Consider the following 15,612-nt stretch of genomic DNA (forward strand, 5'->3'; position numbering starts at 1 on the left):
TTGTTTATCCAAAATTACTGGCATCCGTAGCCTCTAAACAATACCCCGCAGGGGTGATTTTTTTAAATAGGGGTGGTATTGTTTAATAAAATGTATATTTTTATAAGTGAGGGGGTTACCTGGTTATTTTATGGGATGCTTAAATGAAATATACCACCCGGGCGGTATTGCAGGGATTCATTTTTAGCTGGAGTTTTGGGTATGCAAATGATTTGTGAAGATGAAGCGGATTCTAAACATTTAATACATTAATCATACACCATAAAATAAATTAACATGTCACACTCAATCAAAAAAGCAGTAGGCGAAGAACGCTGCAGCAGAATGCCCGTGAACCTTAAAAATGCGGGCAAATTTATTAAGCAAAACGAGGCCATAAAATCTTTAGAAGCCTACTTCGTGGATGCAAGAATTCCAGATCCTACCGCTAAAGAAATTATTTTTGGACATACATTCGGCTTGAATAAAGTAAGAAAACTGCTCGACAATATCGATGAATACAACAATAAAGTAGATCAAGAGGAAAAGGAAATAAAAGGAATCCGTATTTATTATGGCTATGGTTTACGGCATGATCCTGAATTTGGTTTGGAACCCAAAGACGGGCCCTTCAGGGATGTGTTTCTAATGCCGGTTTTAGCTTCAGGTGAAGATTTGTACGGGGTTTACAGGCTTGTAGAAGAGGACCTTATTTTAAGTGAATCGCGCCCTTGCCCAAATCAGTGCGGTTTAACCATTAGTTCAACAGATTTGGTTATAAAATAACGGGTATGGTAAGCTTTAAAGAAATCATCTTTTCTATATCATCAATATCTGATATTTCTGAATGCTTACCCTTAATTTGTTGGATTTTTTTCGCTCCGAAAAAGATGCCTTTTAATATAATGGGCATCTTTTTTTTAATTTCTGCACCGCTTAAAATTTTCACTTTAATGCTCGCAGAAATGTATTTCAACAGTATGCCAGTGTATCATTTGCTGGCTTTTATAGAAATATCAATGGTTTATTGTTTTTACAGTTATCTCATTCATCAACGCATAAACTATTGGGCAATTGTGGTTCTGTTTATATTTAATAGCATTAACTCGGCCTTCATACAAAACATCTATATTTTTAATTCAGTGGCATGGACCTTAAATATGCTTTTGCTTATCGTTATGGGCCTGCTTTATTTTTATAAATTATATCAGGATGATGAAGACTATACACCTTTAGAGCGCAGGCCGGCTTTTATTATTGCCGCTGCCTGGTTATTTTATGCATCAGGTTCGCTGTTTACTTATTTAATGGGCACCGAAATATTATCAGGTAAACCGGAAGGCTTTTTTAATAATGCCTGGGTTTTTCAATCGGTATCTAATATTTTAAAAAATATAATCATCAGTTATGGTTTGTTATTAACCCGTTTACAATGTCAGATCTGATTTATCTCATCCTGGGTACGTCATCGATGGTGCTGATGATGATTGCCATTATTTATTTTGTGTACATCTATCAGCGAAAACTTGCTGTTAAAGCCAACGCTTATCAGGAAATAGAAAAATTAATGCAGCAGCAGGAACTTCAATCCGTTTATTCTTTAATTAAAGGACAGGAGCAGGAAAGGAAGCGAATTGCCGAAGAACTGCACGACAACGTTGGTGGTTTACTGGCCACACTTAAAATTTACAGCGATTTATCTGTGGCGAAGAATGATTTTGACGAGGTTAAGAGGTTAAATGGCAAAATTAATGGATTAACAGAAAGCCTTGGCAACGAAATTAGAAAGCTTTCTCATGCACTTGATTTAAGAACCTTATCGGGTTTTGGTTTAAAGGTTGCTGTTGAGCAGCTTTGCGAGGCCATTACCGATTCGGGTAAAATAAAAGTGACGACTATTGTTGACCTGGCGCAGCCTGTGGCCGAAAGTATTTCTATACAGTTATACCGGATTATCCAGGAACTGTTTACCAATACCTTAAAACATGCCATGGCTACAGCAGTAAGGCTGGAAGTTACCTTGATAGAGAATGAAATTACTTTAATATATGAGGATAATGGTAAAGGTTTTGAAATAAATACAATTACAAATGCAGGGATGGGTATTGATAATATCCATTCGCGGGTTGGTTACATTAAAGGTAAGCTTACATTCGACTCGACCAGTAAAGGCACTACTTACATTATAGAACTGAGTAATTTATGAACGAGATTTCTGTTTACATAGCCGACGATCATGCCATAGTGGTAGATGGATTAATTGAAATTTTAAAAGCACAGCCATGGCTAAAAATTGAAGGCAAGGCTAACGATGGTCAGGAACTGATTGATTTAATGGTAAATAAGCCTGCGGATGTAGTGATAATGGATATAAATATGCCCAGGATGAACGGTATTCAGTGCACCGAATGGATTAAAAAGAACCACCCGGCAACAAAGGTGATTATTTTAACCATGTTTCCGGAGAAAACCTATATAAACCAGTTGATTAAAGTTGGGGCCGATGGTTGCCTGCTTAAAAGCCGCGGGAGTAAAGACCTTATTGATGCAATTGAAAGGGTATTAAACAGTAAATCTTATTTTGATAATATTAACGATTTTCTTGAACCAAACAATCACCCGGTTTATAACTTAAGTGAGCGGGAAATTGAAATTATTAAATTAATTGTGAATGGATTAACCAGTGCTGAAATTGCGGATAAGCTTTTTATATCCGAACATACGGTGAAAACGCATCGAAAAAATATTTTTAAAAAAATGGGCATCAACAGCGTTAGCCAGCTTGCTACATTTGCAATTAATAATAAACTTTTACCTTAAAAGCCTGTGATTCTGGTAGAAATACAGGTTTTTAATTTAATGCAGACTTGATATTTTAAGCCTGTTTATTTTGGTTTTTTTGCTTTCTTTTATCTACCACAAGGTAACACAAGTACAAGAGCACTAACCATCCTGGAATTAACTCTACTGAAATTTTTAAGCCCGTAATCCACATCATAACCAATATGCCAACTAAAAAAACAAGGCAAATGTAATTTGATATTGGATATATAAAAGAAGGGAACCTGGTGTTAATCCCAGCAGCTTGCTTTGCTTTTTTAAATTTTAAGTGTGTAATACTAATCATCAGCCAGTTAATAATGAGTGATGAAACCACTAAAGACATTAAAATTTCCAGTGCTTCTTTTGGGATAAGTTTATTTACAATAATACAGATGGCTGCAAATAAGCCAGATACTAAAATGGCTTTTACGGGCACGTGGCTTTTGTTGAGTTTGGATAAAAAGGCTGGTGCATTACCTTGCTCAGCCAATCCATAAAGCATGCGGCTGTTACTGTATACGCAGCTGTTGTAAACTGATAATGCCGCAGTTAAAACAATTAGATTAAGTACATTGGCAATAATGCTGGTAAAATAAATGGTTTTGCCAGCTAATGTAAACTGAAAGCCTTTTAAGCTTTCAAAAACCATAACAAAAGGGCTGCTATCGGTTGTAATATTTTTCCATGGTGAAAGGGAAAAAAGAATAACCAATGCACCAACATAAAAAATGAGAATTCTGTAAATTACCTGGTTGGTGGCTTTAGGAATTGTTTTTTCAGGTTGCTCGGCTTCAGCTGCTGTAATTCCGATAAGCTCTAAGCCACCAAAAGAAAACATAATTAAGGCTATGGCTGCAAATAAACCCTGGTAATGGCCTTTTCCATCGCCATTTAATAAACCTTTAGCAAAAAAGCCTCCATCATTCCATAGGTTGGATATAGAAGCTTGTTCTCCGCCGGTTCCACTTAATAATAAATAAATACCAAAAATTATCATCGCAATAATGGCCACTACTTTAATAATAGAAAACCAGAACTCGGCTTCGCCGTAAACTTTTACCGAAGTTAAATTTAAAGCGTTTATGGCAACAAAGAAAAATAAGCTTGAGGTCCACAAGGGAACTTCGGGCCACCAGAAATGTACGTAAATGCCAATTGCAGTTAACTCAGACATGCTGACCAAAATATACAATACCCAATAATTCCAGCCTGAAGCAAAACCTGCAAAAGAACCCCAATATTTATATGCAAAATGGCTGAAACTGCCTGAAACAGGTTCTTCTACAACCATTTCGCCCAACTGGCGCATAATAAAAAATGCAATTACCCCGGCAAGGGCATAACCTAAAATTACAGATGGACCAGCAAGCACCGCTGCAGGACCAATGCCTAAAAATAAACCGGTGCCAATGGCGCCACCAAGTGCAATTAACTGGATATGCCTGTTTTGTAAACCCCTTTGAAGTTTTTGTTTTTCGGGTTTTTCGTTATCTTCCTTCAATGTCTTATGAGTTGATCTGATTAAAATTTCAACAAAAATGTAAACTTATATCCATTCCTGCCATTAAAAAGCAAAAAATATTCTTTTTAAGTTTTTATCCTGATGAAATAAAAAACCCACCATAAATTTCTTTATGATGGGTCGAGCTTTAATTATTAAAAAAATCTATTTCGCGTATTTGTAAACCACGGTTTTATTATCGGAAGCGATACTCGCCACTAAATAAATAGTTCCATTAGGAGCTACCTGCATATCAAATTCATTAACCTTTTCTTTAATTACCTTACGTTCTGTATTCCAGTTGTTGGTTTCTTTGTTAAAAGTTTTAACCGAAACTGAAGATGCATTGGCATAAGCGAAATAAAGTATACCGTCCTGATCTACAATAAGTGCAAATTTATCCTTCTCGCCGCCGCTTGATACTGCATTGCCAAGTTCCTGCCAGGTTGATGTTTCCTTATTAAACTTCATTACGTGGTTTAATCTTCCTGATGATGGTGCAACCTGAAATGCAAGGTAGGCCTCACCATTTTTATCTACTGCAACGCTTACCGTTTGGAAACCAACCAGGCCATCAGGTGCCGTAAAAGATGTTGGGCCAACAGCTACCCAGGCATTATTATCATATTTATATAAGGATGGCTTGTTTACACCTGTGCTTCTATCCATTATACCTACATAAATTTTTCCATCCAGACCTTTGATAATCTGGTCGTAAAAAATAGTAATACCTCCTGGAGGGGTAATGGAATTCCATGACGAACCATAATTGGTAACATATAAACCCCTTGCCGGAACGCCTGATGCATCGGTGCCATTTTTGGCCATGGCAATTGTTGGAACATCCGTTGAGGATAATGCAAGTGATAAATAATCCACTTTAATAGGGGTAAATCGACTGCCGCCAACAACTGTCCAGGCAGAGCCATTATATTTTTGTACGGTTGCTTTCTGATCTCCGTTTAAATAATCTTTATATGCGATATAGGGCGTACCTTCACTACTGAAGGCGATTCCGGGTACATCGGCCCTGAATTCAGAAATGCCGGTTACAGCGCCAATATTAGACCAGGAGGAACCTGAAAAACCTATCACTGCTATTTTTTTATTATCTGTAGGAATGGATACGCCCGACTCGTCTTTTCCACTGCGCTGATAAATAAAATATGGAAAGTTATTAATTGGATTAACCGCCATTTTAATGCCAGTAGCCGTTACCAGTCCGGTAAGATCAGTGCCCATTAAACTCCACTGACGGCCTAAAATTGAAATAGAAACTGTATAATCTAACGGGGTAGGTAAAGAAGCCTGGGTGAAAGTATAGGTTACCGGGTTTGTGAAATCATTAAGAGTTTTCTTACTTTCCTGGAGGGTTGTATTTACTTTCATACTTGCACCGGCAGAGGTTTCGAAACGGGCAACCAATGTAGTTAGGTTAACGGTTTCGGGTAAGCTTACCTGTACGGCCAATCCTCTGATAATACCCACGTAATTTGTGGATAAGGCCGGGTTATCTTCTTTATAAAAGCCAAAAGATTTTAGTGAAACTTGCTTGTCTACACGTACAGAATAACTTTTGATGCTTTTATCTTCTGCCTTCACATTATATTTTACAGGTGTTGTAAAATCCTGTTCAGAAATGCCACTTTCCTGCACTTCACTTCCTACCATTACAATAGTACGTTCATTATCTACTGCAAAGCTGGCTTTTAAATTGGTTACATCTACATTAATGGGTAGGTTTACTACAATCTCTGCATCAGAAATTACCCCATTGTATTCTTTTTCTGCACCAAGATCATCCTTAATAATAAATTTAAAGGTTACCATCTCTTTGCTATAAGACAGCGGATTTTTTTTACAGGCACCGAATATTCCGGCCATAATCAGCAGGAATAAAGTTGTTTTGAATTTAATATTTTTCATCGGTTGCTTAGTTTATGGGTTTAGATTTTTCGGGCATTAGTACAGCTTTAATTACCGGAGTTTCAATCAGGTATTTTTTTGCGTAAGCAGAAACCATTTCCGGCGTAATTTTATTGATCATGTTTTCATAATCATTGAAATAGCTAAAGTCTTTAAAGCCAAAATAGAACTGATTTCTTAACGATGAACTCCAGAACAGGTTTTTATCGGCCTGTTTTTTATATCCGTCAATTTGCTGTACCTTAATGTTGTTTAAATCACTTATAAAATAGGTTGGATCTTCGGCTACTTTCTTAACCTCTATTTGCGCTTGTTTAATTAGAAAATCTGCTGATTCCGGTGCGCAACCAAATGTAATTCTTGAACGGATTAAAGGTGAAGGAATGCTGGTTGAAGATATGGATACGCCCACGCCATAAACACCCGAATTTTCTTCGCGAAGGTTTAAACGAAGTTTTACTTTTAATACTTCCTGTAAAAGCGTTTGTACTAATATTTCCGGATAATCATAATTAACCTTATTGCTTTGGTAAAATAAATTTACAGTACTTTTTGGTGCAGCTCCGGCAAAAACTAAAACATCCTTAGCCGAATCGCTGGCAACAGGACCTTTATATTCGAAATTTTTATTGTAATTACCCGCTGGCATACCACCCAGATATTGCTCTACAAAAGGTTTAATACTGTCGGGGTTAAAACCACCAACAATTACAAACTGAAAATCTTTGGCTGAACCAAAACGACTTTTAAAAATCGGTATGATTTCATTAAAGTTAACTTCCTTATTGATGCGTTCAACAGAAAAGTCAGAAGTATAATCATCGTCGCCTTTTAACAATTCTGCCAGAGCTTTATTGTAAGCATAACTTGGAGATTGCTTGTTGTTTTCGAGCGTTTCGATACTTTTTCTTTTACTTTGCTCAAAAGTTACCGGATCCGCATTAGGGTAGTTCCATTTCAAATAAAGCAATTGGAACATGGTTTTAGCATCTTTCCAGTCAGCACTTCCAACCACACCTTCGCGGGTACTGGATAATACCAAGGTTGCTGAAGCCGAATTTCCTGAAAGATATTGTGTTAAAGCCCTGCGGCTAAATTCTCCGGCACCACTTAAACCCGTTACAGGTTTAACGAATTGTGCAGTAATAAATTGAGTAGAATCTAATGCGTAAATACCACCACGTCTGAAGCCCGAAAGAGAGATGTAATTCTTTTTCTCTGTAGTTGGTTTAAGATAAACCGTGGTACCATTGGATAGTGTCCATTTGGTAACGCCTACAGCAGAAATCATTTCTTCTTTAATCACTTTTCCCGCTAAAGGCTCTTTTGCTAATAATTTGGCCGGAACGGTAAGGCTATCAGTCCAGGGAACGATTTTTTCTGATTCAGCCTTTGCAAACATTACTTTTAAAGCAGCCTGGTTAGGTAAATTTGCCGCATCCTTTTCTGGCGCGGTTAACAATACAACGGTGTTGCCCGGTTTATTAACCGATTTAAAGAAATTAATTAAGGTTGTTGAATCGATTTGGTTCGCGTATTTTAAAGCTAATTTATTGCGTTCTGATCTGGATAACATCACATTTCCATTGTAAAAAAGATCATGAATATCATTTGCATAAGCTTCTGGCTGTGTTTTGTCATCCGCTGCGGCTGCGCGTTTAATAATGGAAAGGTATTCTGCTTTAAATTTATTTACTTCATCACTGGTAAAACCATAACGTGAAATGCGTTGCGCCTCTTTTAAATATTGGGCAATACCTTCATTAATCTGATCGTGATATAAAGAAACACTTCCCGCCACAATACCATTTTTCAATACGATATTGCTTACAGAAATGCCACCATCATTGTAAGTGTTTTGAAGCTGGGCAATTCTGCTGAAACGGTTTTTTGCAAGTGCATTAAAGAAAGACCTGGTTAATTGTGTTTTGTAATCCTGTTCTGTTTTAATGGGGCCAAAAGATTTAATTTTATTAAACATGCTTAAATCAATGGACCGTGCTTCCTTATCGGTAATAATAGAGAAAAGAGTATCGCGGTGTACGGGCAACTCGTAATAAACCCTTGGGGCTTTGCTTTTGCTTTGATACTGATTAAATTCGGCCTGAATGTACTGCTCTACTTTTTTTGGATCAATATCGGTTACTACAGCAATAGACATTAAATCCGGGCGGTACCATTTTTCATAAAAATCGACAATGCGCTGGCGGTTAAAAGTTTTTAAAATATCCACCTTACCAATCGGTAAACGTTCAGCATATCTCGATTTATTGAATAAAACCGGCAGATATTGTTCTCTTAAACGGTTTTCAGCCCCTTGTTTACTTCGCCACTCTTCAATAACAACCCCTCGCTCTTTGTCTATTTCGTGGCTGTCAAAAGTAACTCCGAAAGCCCAGTCGCCCATAATGTCGATAGATTTTTCAAGGTTTTTTTCATCCTTAGTATTGATGCTGATTTTATAAACAGTTTCATCAAAACTGGTGTGGGCATTTAAATCTGCGCCAAATTTTACGCCTTTAGATTCCAGAAACTCAATCACATCATTTTTAGAATAATGTTTGGTTCCATTAAAAGCCATATGTTCTATAAAGTGGGCCAATCCAAGTTGGTCTGGATCTTCCTGAAGTGATCCTGCATTTACAAACAGTCTTAAAACCGAATTTCCTTTTGCCTTTTCACTTTTATAAATGTAATAGGTAAAGCCATTTTTAAGTCTTCCTGTTAGTAAAGCCGGATCTGACGTTAATTGTTGTGCAAATGTACTAATGGCTGTTAATGAGGTGCCAAGTACCAGTAACAGTATAAATTTTATATTCTTCATCTATTCTTTATTTTTTAGTAATTACCAGCCTTTTCTGTAATTGATCAGGGCCCGGAAGCCCCATGGTGTAGTTTTTGCTGTTGCTGATCAGGGAAATGGTAATGGTATTGTTTTTTGTAACGTCCAATGCAGATTCTTTCCAGGCAATTTGAACAGGGCGTTCAAATATTCCCTGTGGAAAAGTAAGGGCAGTACCTTTGGTTAGCAATTCAAAATCCCGACCTTCTTTTAATCCGTCGCCAATGGTTACCTGATACTGGACATTTATAGGGTCAAATTGTAATTCTGCACTTAAATAAACCGTATAGTTTACCGTGTCTTTACGATTAGAGAGCACTTCAACTTCACTTTTGTTATCCACCATAATGTGAAAAAACGGGGTATTGTAAGGCGTCGTCTCTTTCTTGCAGGAAGTTATTATAATGGCCAGGGTAAAACCCAGTACCATTAAACCAATTATTTTATTTTTCATTTTCTTAATTCTAATATCCAGGGTTTTGAACCATTGCTTTGTTTGCCTCAACCTCTTTAGAAGGTATTGGAAGCACAAATTTGTTATTTGGGTAATTAAGGCTGCAGGTGGTTGCATTACAATCGGTGCCCCGTAACAGGTTTTCTTTTCGCCTCGCAAGATCAAAAAAGCGATGTCCTTCAAAGCAAAGTTCACGGTTTCTTTCATTGGCAATTTGTTTATATAAATCGTCATTTGAAACATAATTTATAGTTATGGTTCTGTTGGGATGTGCACGCTGAGAGATTATCCGAATATCTTCTGCTGCTTCCGCATATTTTTGCAGATTCCATTTAGCTTCCGCGCGGTTTAAATAAACTTCTGATAGGCGAACTACCTGAATGAGTTGTGGTGTAAGTGTGGTTACACTACCATCGCCGTATTTTTTAGTGAAGGTTTTTCCTGCATTATCGCCAGTAGTGGGATTGGTAAACATGGTTGTAAACCTGATATCGTCGCTATCAAAAAGTGTTTTAATTTTTACTGAAGCTGCATATTGAGCAGCAGTAAAATCAGAAAAAATGGAGAATAAGCTTGAAGTAGAAACGTTAAAGCCGTTATTGGTTAATTGAAAGATACCTTCAGTTTTTTGGCTTGTATTACCGAAATAGGTATTAAAAGAAGCTTTATAGCCAGTGGCATCCGCAAGTTTATAGGCAGAATCGTTGATTATACGATCTGAATAATTGATACATTGAGCCCAATCGCCTTTATACAGATATACCCTCGAAAGTAAAGCCAGGGCAGCCTGGTAGGTTATTCCAGTTTGTGTATTGTGATTGGCGTATTTTTGTAAAAACGGGAGTGCATCCGTTAAATCTTGTATAACCTGATCGTAAGTTTCTTTCATGGTTTTTCTGGCAATGAATTCACCTGGCGCCGGAGTTTTAGTTAATACGGGTACACCATTGTGCGATGCATCCGTAGTAAAATTATAGGGCTGCGCATAAACACGGCTTAAATCGAAATGACCCAGTGCCCTTATAACCAAAGCCTGCCCGTAAATAGAATCCAAGGTTGCGGTTTGGTTAGGAAACTTTGTTTTAAGTGCAGGTACAGCGGCTAAAATGTTGTTGGCATTGTTAATGGTTTCGTAAATATTTAACCAGATGGTACCAACGGCTAAAGCATCATCGGTAACGTTACTCTGAAAATTAAACTGCGCCAGGAGGACAGAAGTTCTGCTTGCAGCAACCAGGTTATCTGATGCCACATCTCCGTACATACCAAAATTATTTTTGTAGTAGGTAAGCATTAAATTATAAGCGCCAAGGGTGGCCATTTTTGCACCATCTACTGTTTCAAAAAGGGTTTCTTTCCCTGTTTTTCCAATGGGTTGTTTTTCGAGGAATTTTTTGCAGGAAACTAAGGTGCTGCAAAATATTACGAGTAAGGCTATTGTATAAATAATTTTTTTCATCTCCATTTTAAATTATAAACCAACGTTTAAACCAAATGAAAGAACAAGTGGTTGCGGGTAAGGATTAAATGAGTTTTTGTAATCGTTTCGGTCTGAAGAGCTGCTGTATGGTGTCCAGAAACCTACGTTATCGGCTTGTAAATAAACACTGGCACGCGCAAGTTTGATTTTTTTAACGAAAGAAGTGGCCAGGCTATAATTTACACTTACATTTTGAAGGCGTAAGCTTGTTTTTTTGTGCAAAAACCGGGTTGAATTACGGGCATTGTTTTCATTGGCATTTAGTACCGTTTTTGGAATATTGGATAAATCACCGGGTTCTCTCCATCGATCTAACAGGTTGGCGGATTGATTATTATCTAATAAATTCCGGCCATCTGATTCAGAATCCCTTTGCAAATCGCTAAAAGCGTATCCACCTATGTTATAAATCATAAGCGCAGAAAGAGAAAAGTTTTTATACTGGATGGTATTGGTCATGCCCCCAAAAACATCAGGCGTGGGCGAGCCTATGGCAACCCGGTTGTTTAAATCAAATACCCTGGTAATATTGCCTTTGGCATCGTACCAAAGTGGGTTACCATCGCGCGGATCAACACCAGCCCAACGTACCAGGTAAAATGTATTGGCATCTTCTCCAACTCTTCGGATTACTTTATCCAGGATTTTATCATTGCCATTGTACAATTTTAAAATCTTGTTTCTATTGTGTGCAATATTGAATTTCGTTCTCCACTCAAAATCTTTTCTAATAATATTTTGTGTATTTAGGGTTACTTCAATTCCGCTGTTTTTTACCGAGCCGATATTTTGTAAAATTCTGGTAAATCCAGTGGTACGCGTTACATCAACCGCATCGAGCATGCCTTTTGTAATGTTCTGGTAGAATTCTACTTCCATGGATATTCTTTTGAAAAAACCAAGACTAAGCCCGCCATTTACAATGTAAGTGGTTTCCCAGGATAAAAGCGGGTTTTCTCCCGAACTCATTACAGCACCTTGTAAACCATTGTACTGATCGCTCGTTAAAAAGTCGTAAATTCCTTTGGATTTATAGGCGCCTATTCTCGAGTTTCCATTGGTACCATAACTCAATTTCAGTTTGGCAAAATCAATCTGTTTAACTTTCCAGAAATTTTCGTTACTAATGGTCCAGGCACCGCCAATAGAGTTAAATGTTGCCCATTTAACATCAGAACCGAAATCGGAACTCGCATCTCTCCTAAAACTTCCTAAAAGGCTGTATTTGTTTGATAATGTGTATCTAAACTGGCCATAATAAGAGATGCCGGTTTTTTCATCACCAGTATAGATATATTTAATTACTTTGGCCAAATCCACATCCCGGATGTCGTCGGAAACATATCCCGAACCATTACTGCCGTATGTATCACGATCCTCACTTTTAGCTTCTGCACCTAATAATGCAGAAAATTCATGCTGCTTAATGGTTTTATCAAAATTGAAGCGTTGCTGAGAATTCCAGTTGAAATTTTTGGTTTTCGATTTAGATGCGTAACCAACACCTCTGTCGCTATAAGCAAATATAGAGCTGTAAATATTTTCTCTAATTTTTGTATAATCAATTCCATTGGTACTGGTAAAGCTAAGTGAAGGCAAAATTTTAATAGTACCTCCAATATTTCCCTCAATAGCCGTTGCTTTTTGCCTGTTGTCGTTATATTCAGCGTCAGACAGTTTATTGTAGAACGCTAAAACATACGTTCCATCCGGGTTGTACGGACTATCAATTGGTCTGTTAATATAATAACTGTTGCCAGGGTTAAAAAGATTGTTGATGTTATATGATGCTCCTAAACGGAAAAACATATTGATGGATTTATTAATTTTCTGGTCTATATTAATCCTACTCGAAAACCTTTGTGTTTGATTTTTAATCATAATTGGTTTTTCATTAAAATAGGCTCCAGATATATAATAACGGGTTTTTTCTGTACCGCCAGAAAATGAAAGATCATGTTGTGTGGTAATTCCATTTCTAAAAAACACATCATACCAGTCGGTATTGGTGTTGCCAAGATCTGGCATTTTACTTTGATCAAACGAAGTATTGTTTTGATAAGATTCAGTAAATAATTCCCTGTACTGATCACCGTTTAAAACATGAAATTTGTTGTTGGTAATCAGGTTAATTCCAGTTCTGAAACTATAATTAACCGAATTTTGATGGGCAGTTCCTCTTTTTGTGGTAATTAAAATTACACCATTTGAGCCATCGGCACCATAAATAGACGTTGCTGTAGCGTCTTTTAAAACCACTACAGATTCTATATCATTAGGGTTTAAATAAGTAAGCGGACTAATGCTTGTGTTTGTACCTAAAGTCTGGTTGGTTTCGTTCCCTGTTTTTATGGGGATGCCGTCTAAAACCCAAAGCGGCTCGTTTGAAGCACCAAAAGAAGCCTCACCCCGTATTCTGGTCTGAAATCTTGGCCTTGCACTACTTGCTGTTCCTTCCTGCACCTCATACTGTAAACCAGGCACAAGTCCTTCTATAAGCTGATCAATTCTATTGGTTGGTTTCCGTTCCAAATCTTTGCTTGTAACCAGGGCGGCACTGCCAATCTGATTTTCTTTTTTTTCAAATGTGCCGTATGCGGTTACAATTACCTCTTGGAGTTCACTTGCCGTTTGCAGTAATACCACATTAATAATTTTATTTCCGTTTACAGGAATTTCTTTTGTTCCGTAACCCAGCATGAAAAATACCAGTGTAGCATTGGCAGGTGCCTGAATGGTAAAGGAACCATTGTTATTGGTAGAAACCACGTTTTTTGTACCTTTAACGGTAACGATTACGCCCGGCAGGGATAAATCGGGGCTCCCCGGTGCTTCTTTTGATTTTACAGTACCTTTTATGGTAATGTCATCCTGCTGCTCTTTTTCATTTGGTTTAGCCTCACTGATGATAACTGTTTTATCAATAATCCGATAATTTAAAGCTTTACCGTTGATAAGCTGTTGCAAGGCTTGGGTAAGGTTGGCATTTTTAAGTTCCATGCTAACCAATCCTGATTTTTTTAGTACGTCTGCATCATATAAAAAGAAAAAGCCACTTTGCTTTTTTATGTCTAAACATACACGCTCCATATCTGCATTACGAACAGATAGGGTCACTTTTTGGGCGTATCCTGTGGCTCTTACCGCCAGTGTGCCGACAATTAATAAAAAAAGAGTTAACCTCATAACTAATAGCGTGTTTCTATTAAATGACCTGTATATTCCCATGCATTTGCCGGGAAGGAAATGTTTCATATTTTTGTACGTGTTTGTTTTTTAATTGGTTGAATTAGAAATCATCAAAACAGAGCAGCACATTATCATTTCCGGAAACATTGCAGTGTTTCCGGATTTCTTTTAAATGGCATTCTGAAAGTTTAGGGGGAGTATTGGTTTATTACATAGTTGCTTGGTTTAGGTTGTGTATATTAGGGTAAAGAATTAACGGTTACGGTTCTTTCTGATAAACTGAAACTGGCACCACTTACGGCATTAAGCATTTCAAGCACCTGATTTAGGGTAGCTTGCCTGCGAATGTTTCCGCTGTATTTTTTACTGCTCGTATTGCCCTTATATTGGATTTTAACATCGTACCACCTGGCTACCTGATCAAGAATACTGGCCAAATCATCATTGTTAAAATAAAATATACCTTCTTTCCAGGCGATGGATTTATAAGTATCTACTTTAACAATCTCAAACCTATTATCGGTAATGTTTGCTTCTTCTCCGGGTTTTAATATGGTTTGATGCTTGCCCTCTCGAATTTTAACAGCACCTTCAAGCAAGGTAGTTTTGCTAACCTTATCGTAAGAATTGATGTTGAAATGTGTTCCTAAAACTTCAACTTCGGTTTGGTTAAAGCTTACTATAAAGGGAAGTGCTTTATTGTGTGCCACTTCGAAATAAGCTTCACCATTCAGTTCAACCCTTCTTTCATTTTGGTTAAAACTTCCCGGAAAGGTTAGGGTTGAGGCAGCATTTAGCCATACTTTGGTGCCATCAGGCAAAATCATTTTATATTCTCCGGCTTTCGGCGTTTTTAACTGATTGTATCCTTTTTGTTGATTGCCATTTTTAAAAGCCAGTACGCCGGATTTGGCATTAATATTTGAACCATCTTTTCCGTTGATTTGCATAGTTGCAGCAGTCAGATTTACAGAGGAACCATCACTCATGCTTAGGGTGGCTTTTGAATGCCCAGGCATAATATCATAAACCTGCTCAAGCCCGGCGATTTTTATTTCCTGGTTGTTTTTCACGGTATAGGTATAAATGCCGACTCCAACAGATAGCAATAAAATTGCAGCAGCACTATAACGTAAAAATTTGTTCCATTTAAATGGTTTGGCAGGTGTAGCCGCAATTTTGGCCGTAAGCGTTTCCCAGCCGGCGTTAACATTTACAGAATTAAAGTAATTGATCTCTTCCTGTACCGCTTTGGTATTGCGGAACGATTCTACTAAAGCCTCATGGTCTGGATGAGCCGCGCGCCACTGTTCAAATTCTTGTTTTTCTGACTCGTGGAGTTCGTTCTTTAAAAATTTTAAAATGAGGGCAGCCGTTTGCGGAGCGGATTGTTGCTTTTCCATAGTCTATTATAATAA

The 15,612-nt window shown here is 37.5% G+C and carries 12 protein-coding genes; 4 read left to right on the forward strand and 8 right to left on the reverse strand.

Annotation, left to right across the window (positions count from 1 at the left end):
• Nucleotides 1-276 precede the first annotated feature (276 nt).
• On the forward strand, nt 277-765 hold the full coding sequence (locus tag R2Q77_RS06690; protein ID WP_316802945.1) for a hypothetical protein: 489 nt from the start codon (nt 277-279) through the stop codon (nt 763-765).
• On the opposite strand, the gene R2Q77_RS06695 is transcribed toward R2Q77_RS06690, so the two are convergent.
• Nucleotides 755-928 carry a hypothetical protein gene (locus R2Q77_RS06695; RefSeq protein ID WP_316802946.1) on the reverse strand — a complete coding sequence of 58 codons (174 nt, stop codon included), beginning with the start codon at nt 926-928 and terminating at the stop codon, nt 755-757. The two genes, R2Q77_RS06690 and R2Q77_RS06695, sit on opposite strands and share 11 nt — an antisense overlap.
• 16 nt (nt 929-944) lie before the next feature.
• Here R2Q77_RS06695 and R2Q77_RS06700 point away from each other — a divergent pair, with 16 nt between their 5' ends.
• The 3 genes from R2Q77_RS06700 to R2Q77_RS06710 are packed head-to-tail and all read left to right on the forward strand — an operon-like array spanning nt 945 to nt 2,799.
• Nucleotides 945-1,424 (forward strand): hypothetical protein, encoded by a 480-nt coding sequence (locus tag R2Q77_RS06700; protein WP_316802947.1) that lies wholly within the window; start codon nt 945-947, stop codon nt 1,422-1,424.
• The gene (locus tag R2Q77_RS06705) at nt 1,412-2,185 is read left to right on the forward strand and encodes a sensor histidine kinase (protein WP_316802948.1); all 774 of its coding nucleotides are present in this window, start codon (nt 1,412-1,414) and stop codon (nt 2,183-2,185) included. The genes R2Q77_RS06700 and R2Q77_RS06705 overlap by 13 nt, the downstream gene beginning before the upstream one ends.
• Nucleotides 2,182-2,799 (forward strand): response regulator transcription factor, encoded by a 618-nt coding sequence (locus R2Q77_RS06710; protein ID WP_316802949.1) that lies wholly within the window; start codon nt 2,182-2,184, stop codon nt 2,797-2,799. The genes R2Q77_RS06705 and R2Q77_RS06710 overlap by 4 nt, the downstream gene beginning before the upstream one ends.
• A gap of 55 nt (nt 2,800-2,854) precedes the next feature.
• Here the strand turns inward: R2Q77_RS06710 and R2Q77_RS06715 are convergent, their stop codons facing one another.
• The 7 genes from R2Q77_RS06715 to R2Q77_RS06745 all read right to left on the reverse strand — a co-directional run bounded on the left by R2Q77_RS06715 (nt 2,855) and on the right by R2Q77_RS06745 (nt 15,597).
• Nucleotides 2,855-4,303, reverse strand: a complete 1,449-nt coding sequence (locus tag R2Q77_RS06715) for an amino acid permease (RefSeq protein ID WP_316802950.1) — start codon at nt 4,301-4,303, stop codon at nt 2,855-2,857.
• Nucleotides 4,304-4,468: 165 nt separating this feature from the next.
• The gene (locus R2Q77_RS06720; protein WP_316802951.1) at nt 4,469-6,229 is read right to left on the reverse strand and encodes a hypothetical protein; all 1,761 of its coding nucleotides are present in this window, start codon (nt 6,227-6,229) and stop codon (nt 4,469-4,471) included.
• A gap of 7 nt (nt 6,230-6,236) precedes the next feature.
• The gene (locus R2Q77_RS06725; protein ID WP_316802952.1) at nt 6,237-9,053 is read right to left on the reverse strand and encodes a M16 family metallopeptidase; all 2,817 of its coding nucleotides are present in this window, start codon (nt 9,051-9,053) and stop codon (nt 6,237-6,239) included.
• Between the two features lie 7 nt (nt 9,054-9,060).
• On the reverse strand, nt 9,061-9,525 hold the full coding sequence (locus R2Q77_RS06730; RefSeq protein ID WP_316802953.1) for a hypothetical protein: 465 nt from the start codon (nt 9,523-9,525) through the stop codon (nt 9,061-9,063).
• 10 nt (nt 9,526-9,535) lie between these two features.
• A complete protein-coding gene (locus R2Q77_RS06735) occupies nt 9,536-10,984 on the reverse strand; it encodes a RagB/SusD family nutrient uptake outer membrane protein (RefSeq protein ID WP_316802954.1) in 1,449 nt (482 codons plus the stop codon).
• A gap of 12 nt (nt 10,985-10,996) precedes the next feature.
• The gene (locus R2Q77_RS06740) at nt 10,997-14,191 is read right to left on the reverse strand and encodes a SusC/RagA family TonB-linked outer membrane protein (RefSeq protein ID WP_316802955.1); all 3,195 of its coding nucleotides are present in this window, start codon (nt 14,189-14,191) and stop codon (nt 10,997-10,999) included.
• 242 nt (nt 14,192-14,433) lie between these two features.
• Nucleotides 14,434-15,597, reverse strand: coding sequence for a FecR family protein (locus tag R2Q77_RS06745; RefSeq protein ID WP_316802956.1), 1,164 nt, complete (start codon nt 15,595-15,597; stop codon nt 14,434-14,436).
• Between the last annotated feature and the right edge of the window lie 15 nt (nt 15,598-15,612).

This window comes from Pedobacter nototheniae, assembly GCF_032678625.1.
Lineage (GTDB): Bacteria > Bacteroidota > Bacteroidia > Sphingobacteriales > Sphingobacteriaceae > Pedobacter > Pedobacter nototheniae_A.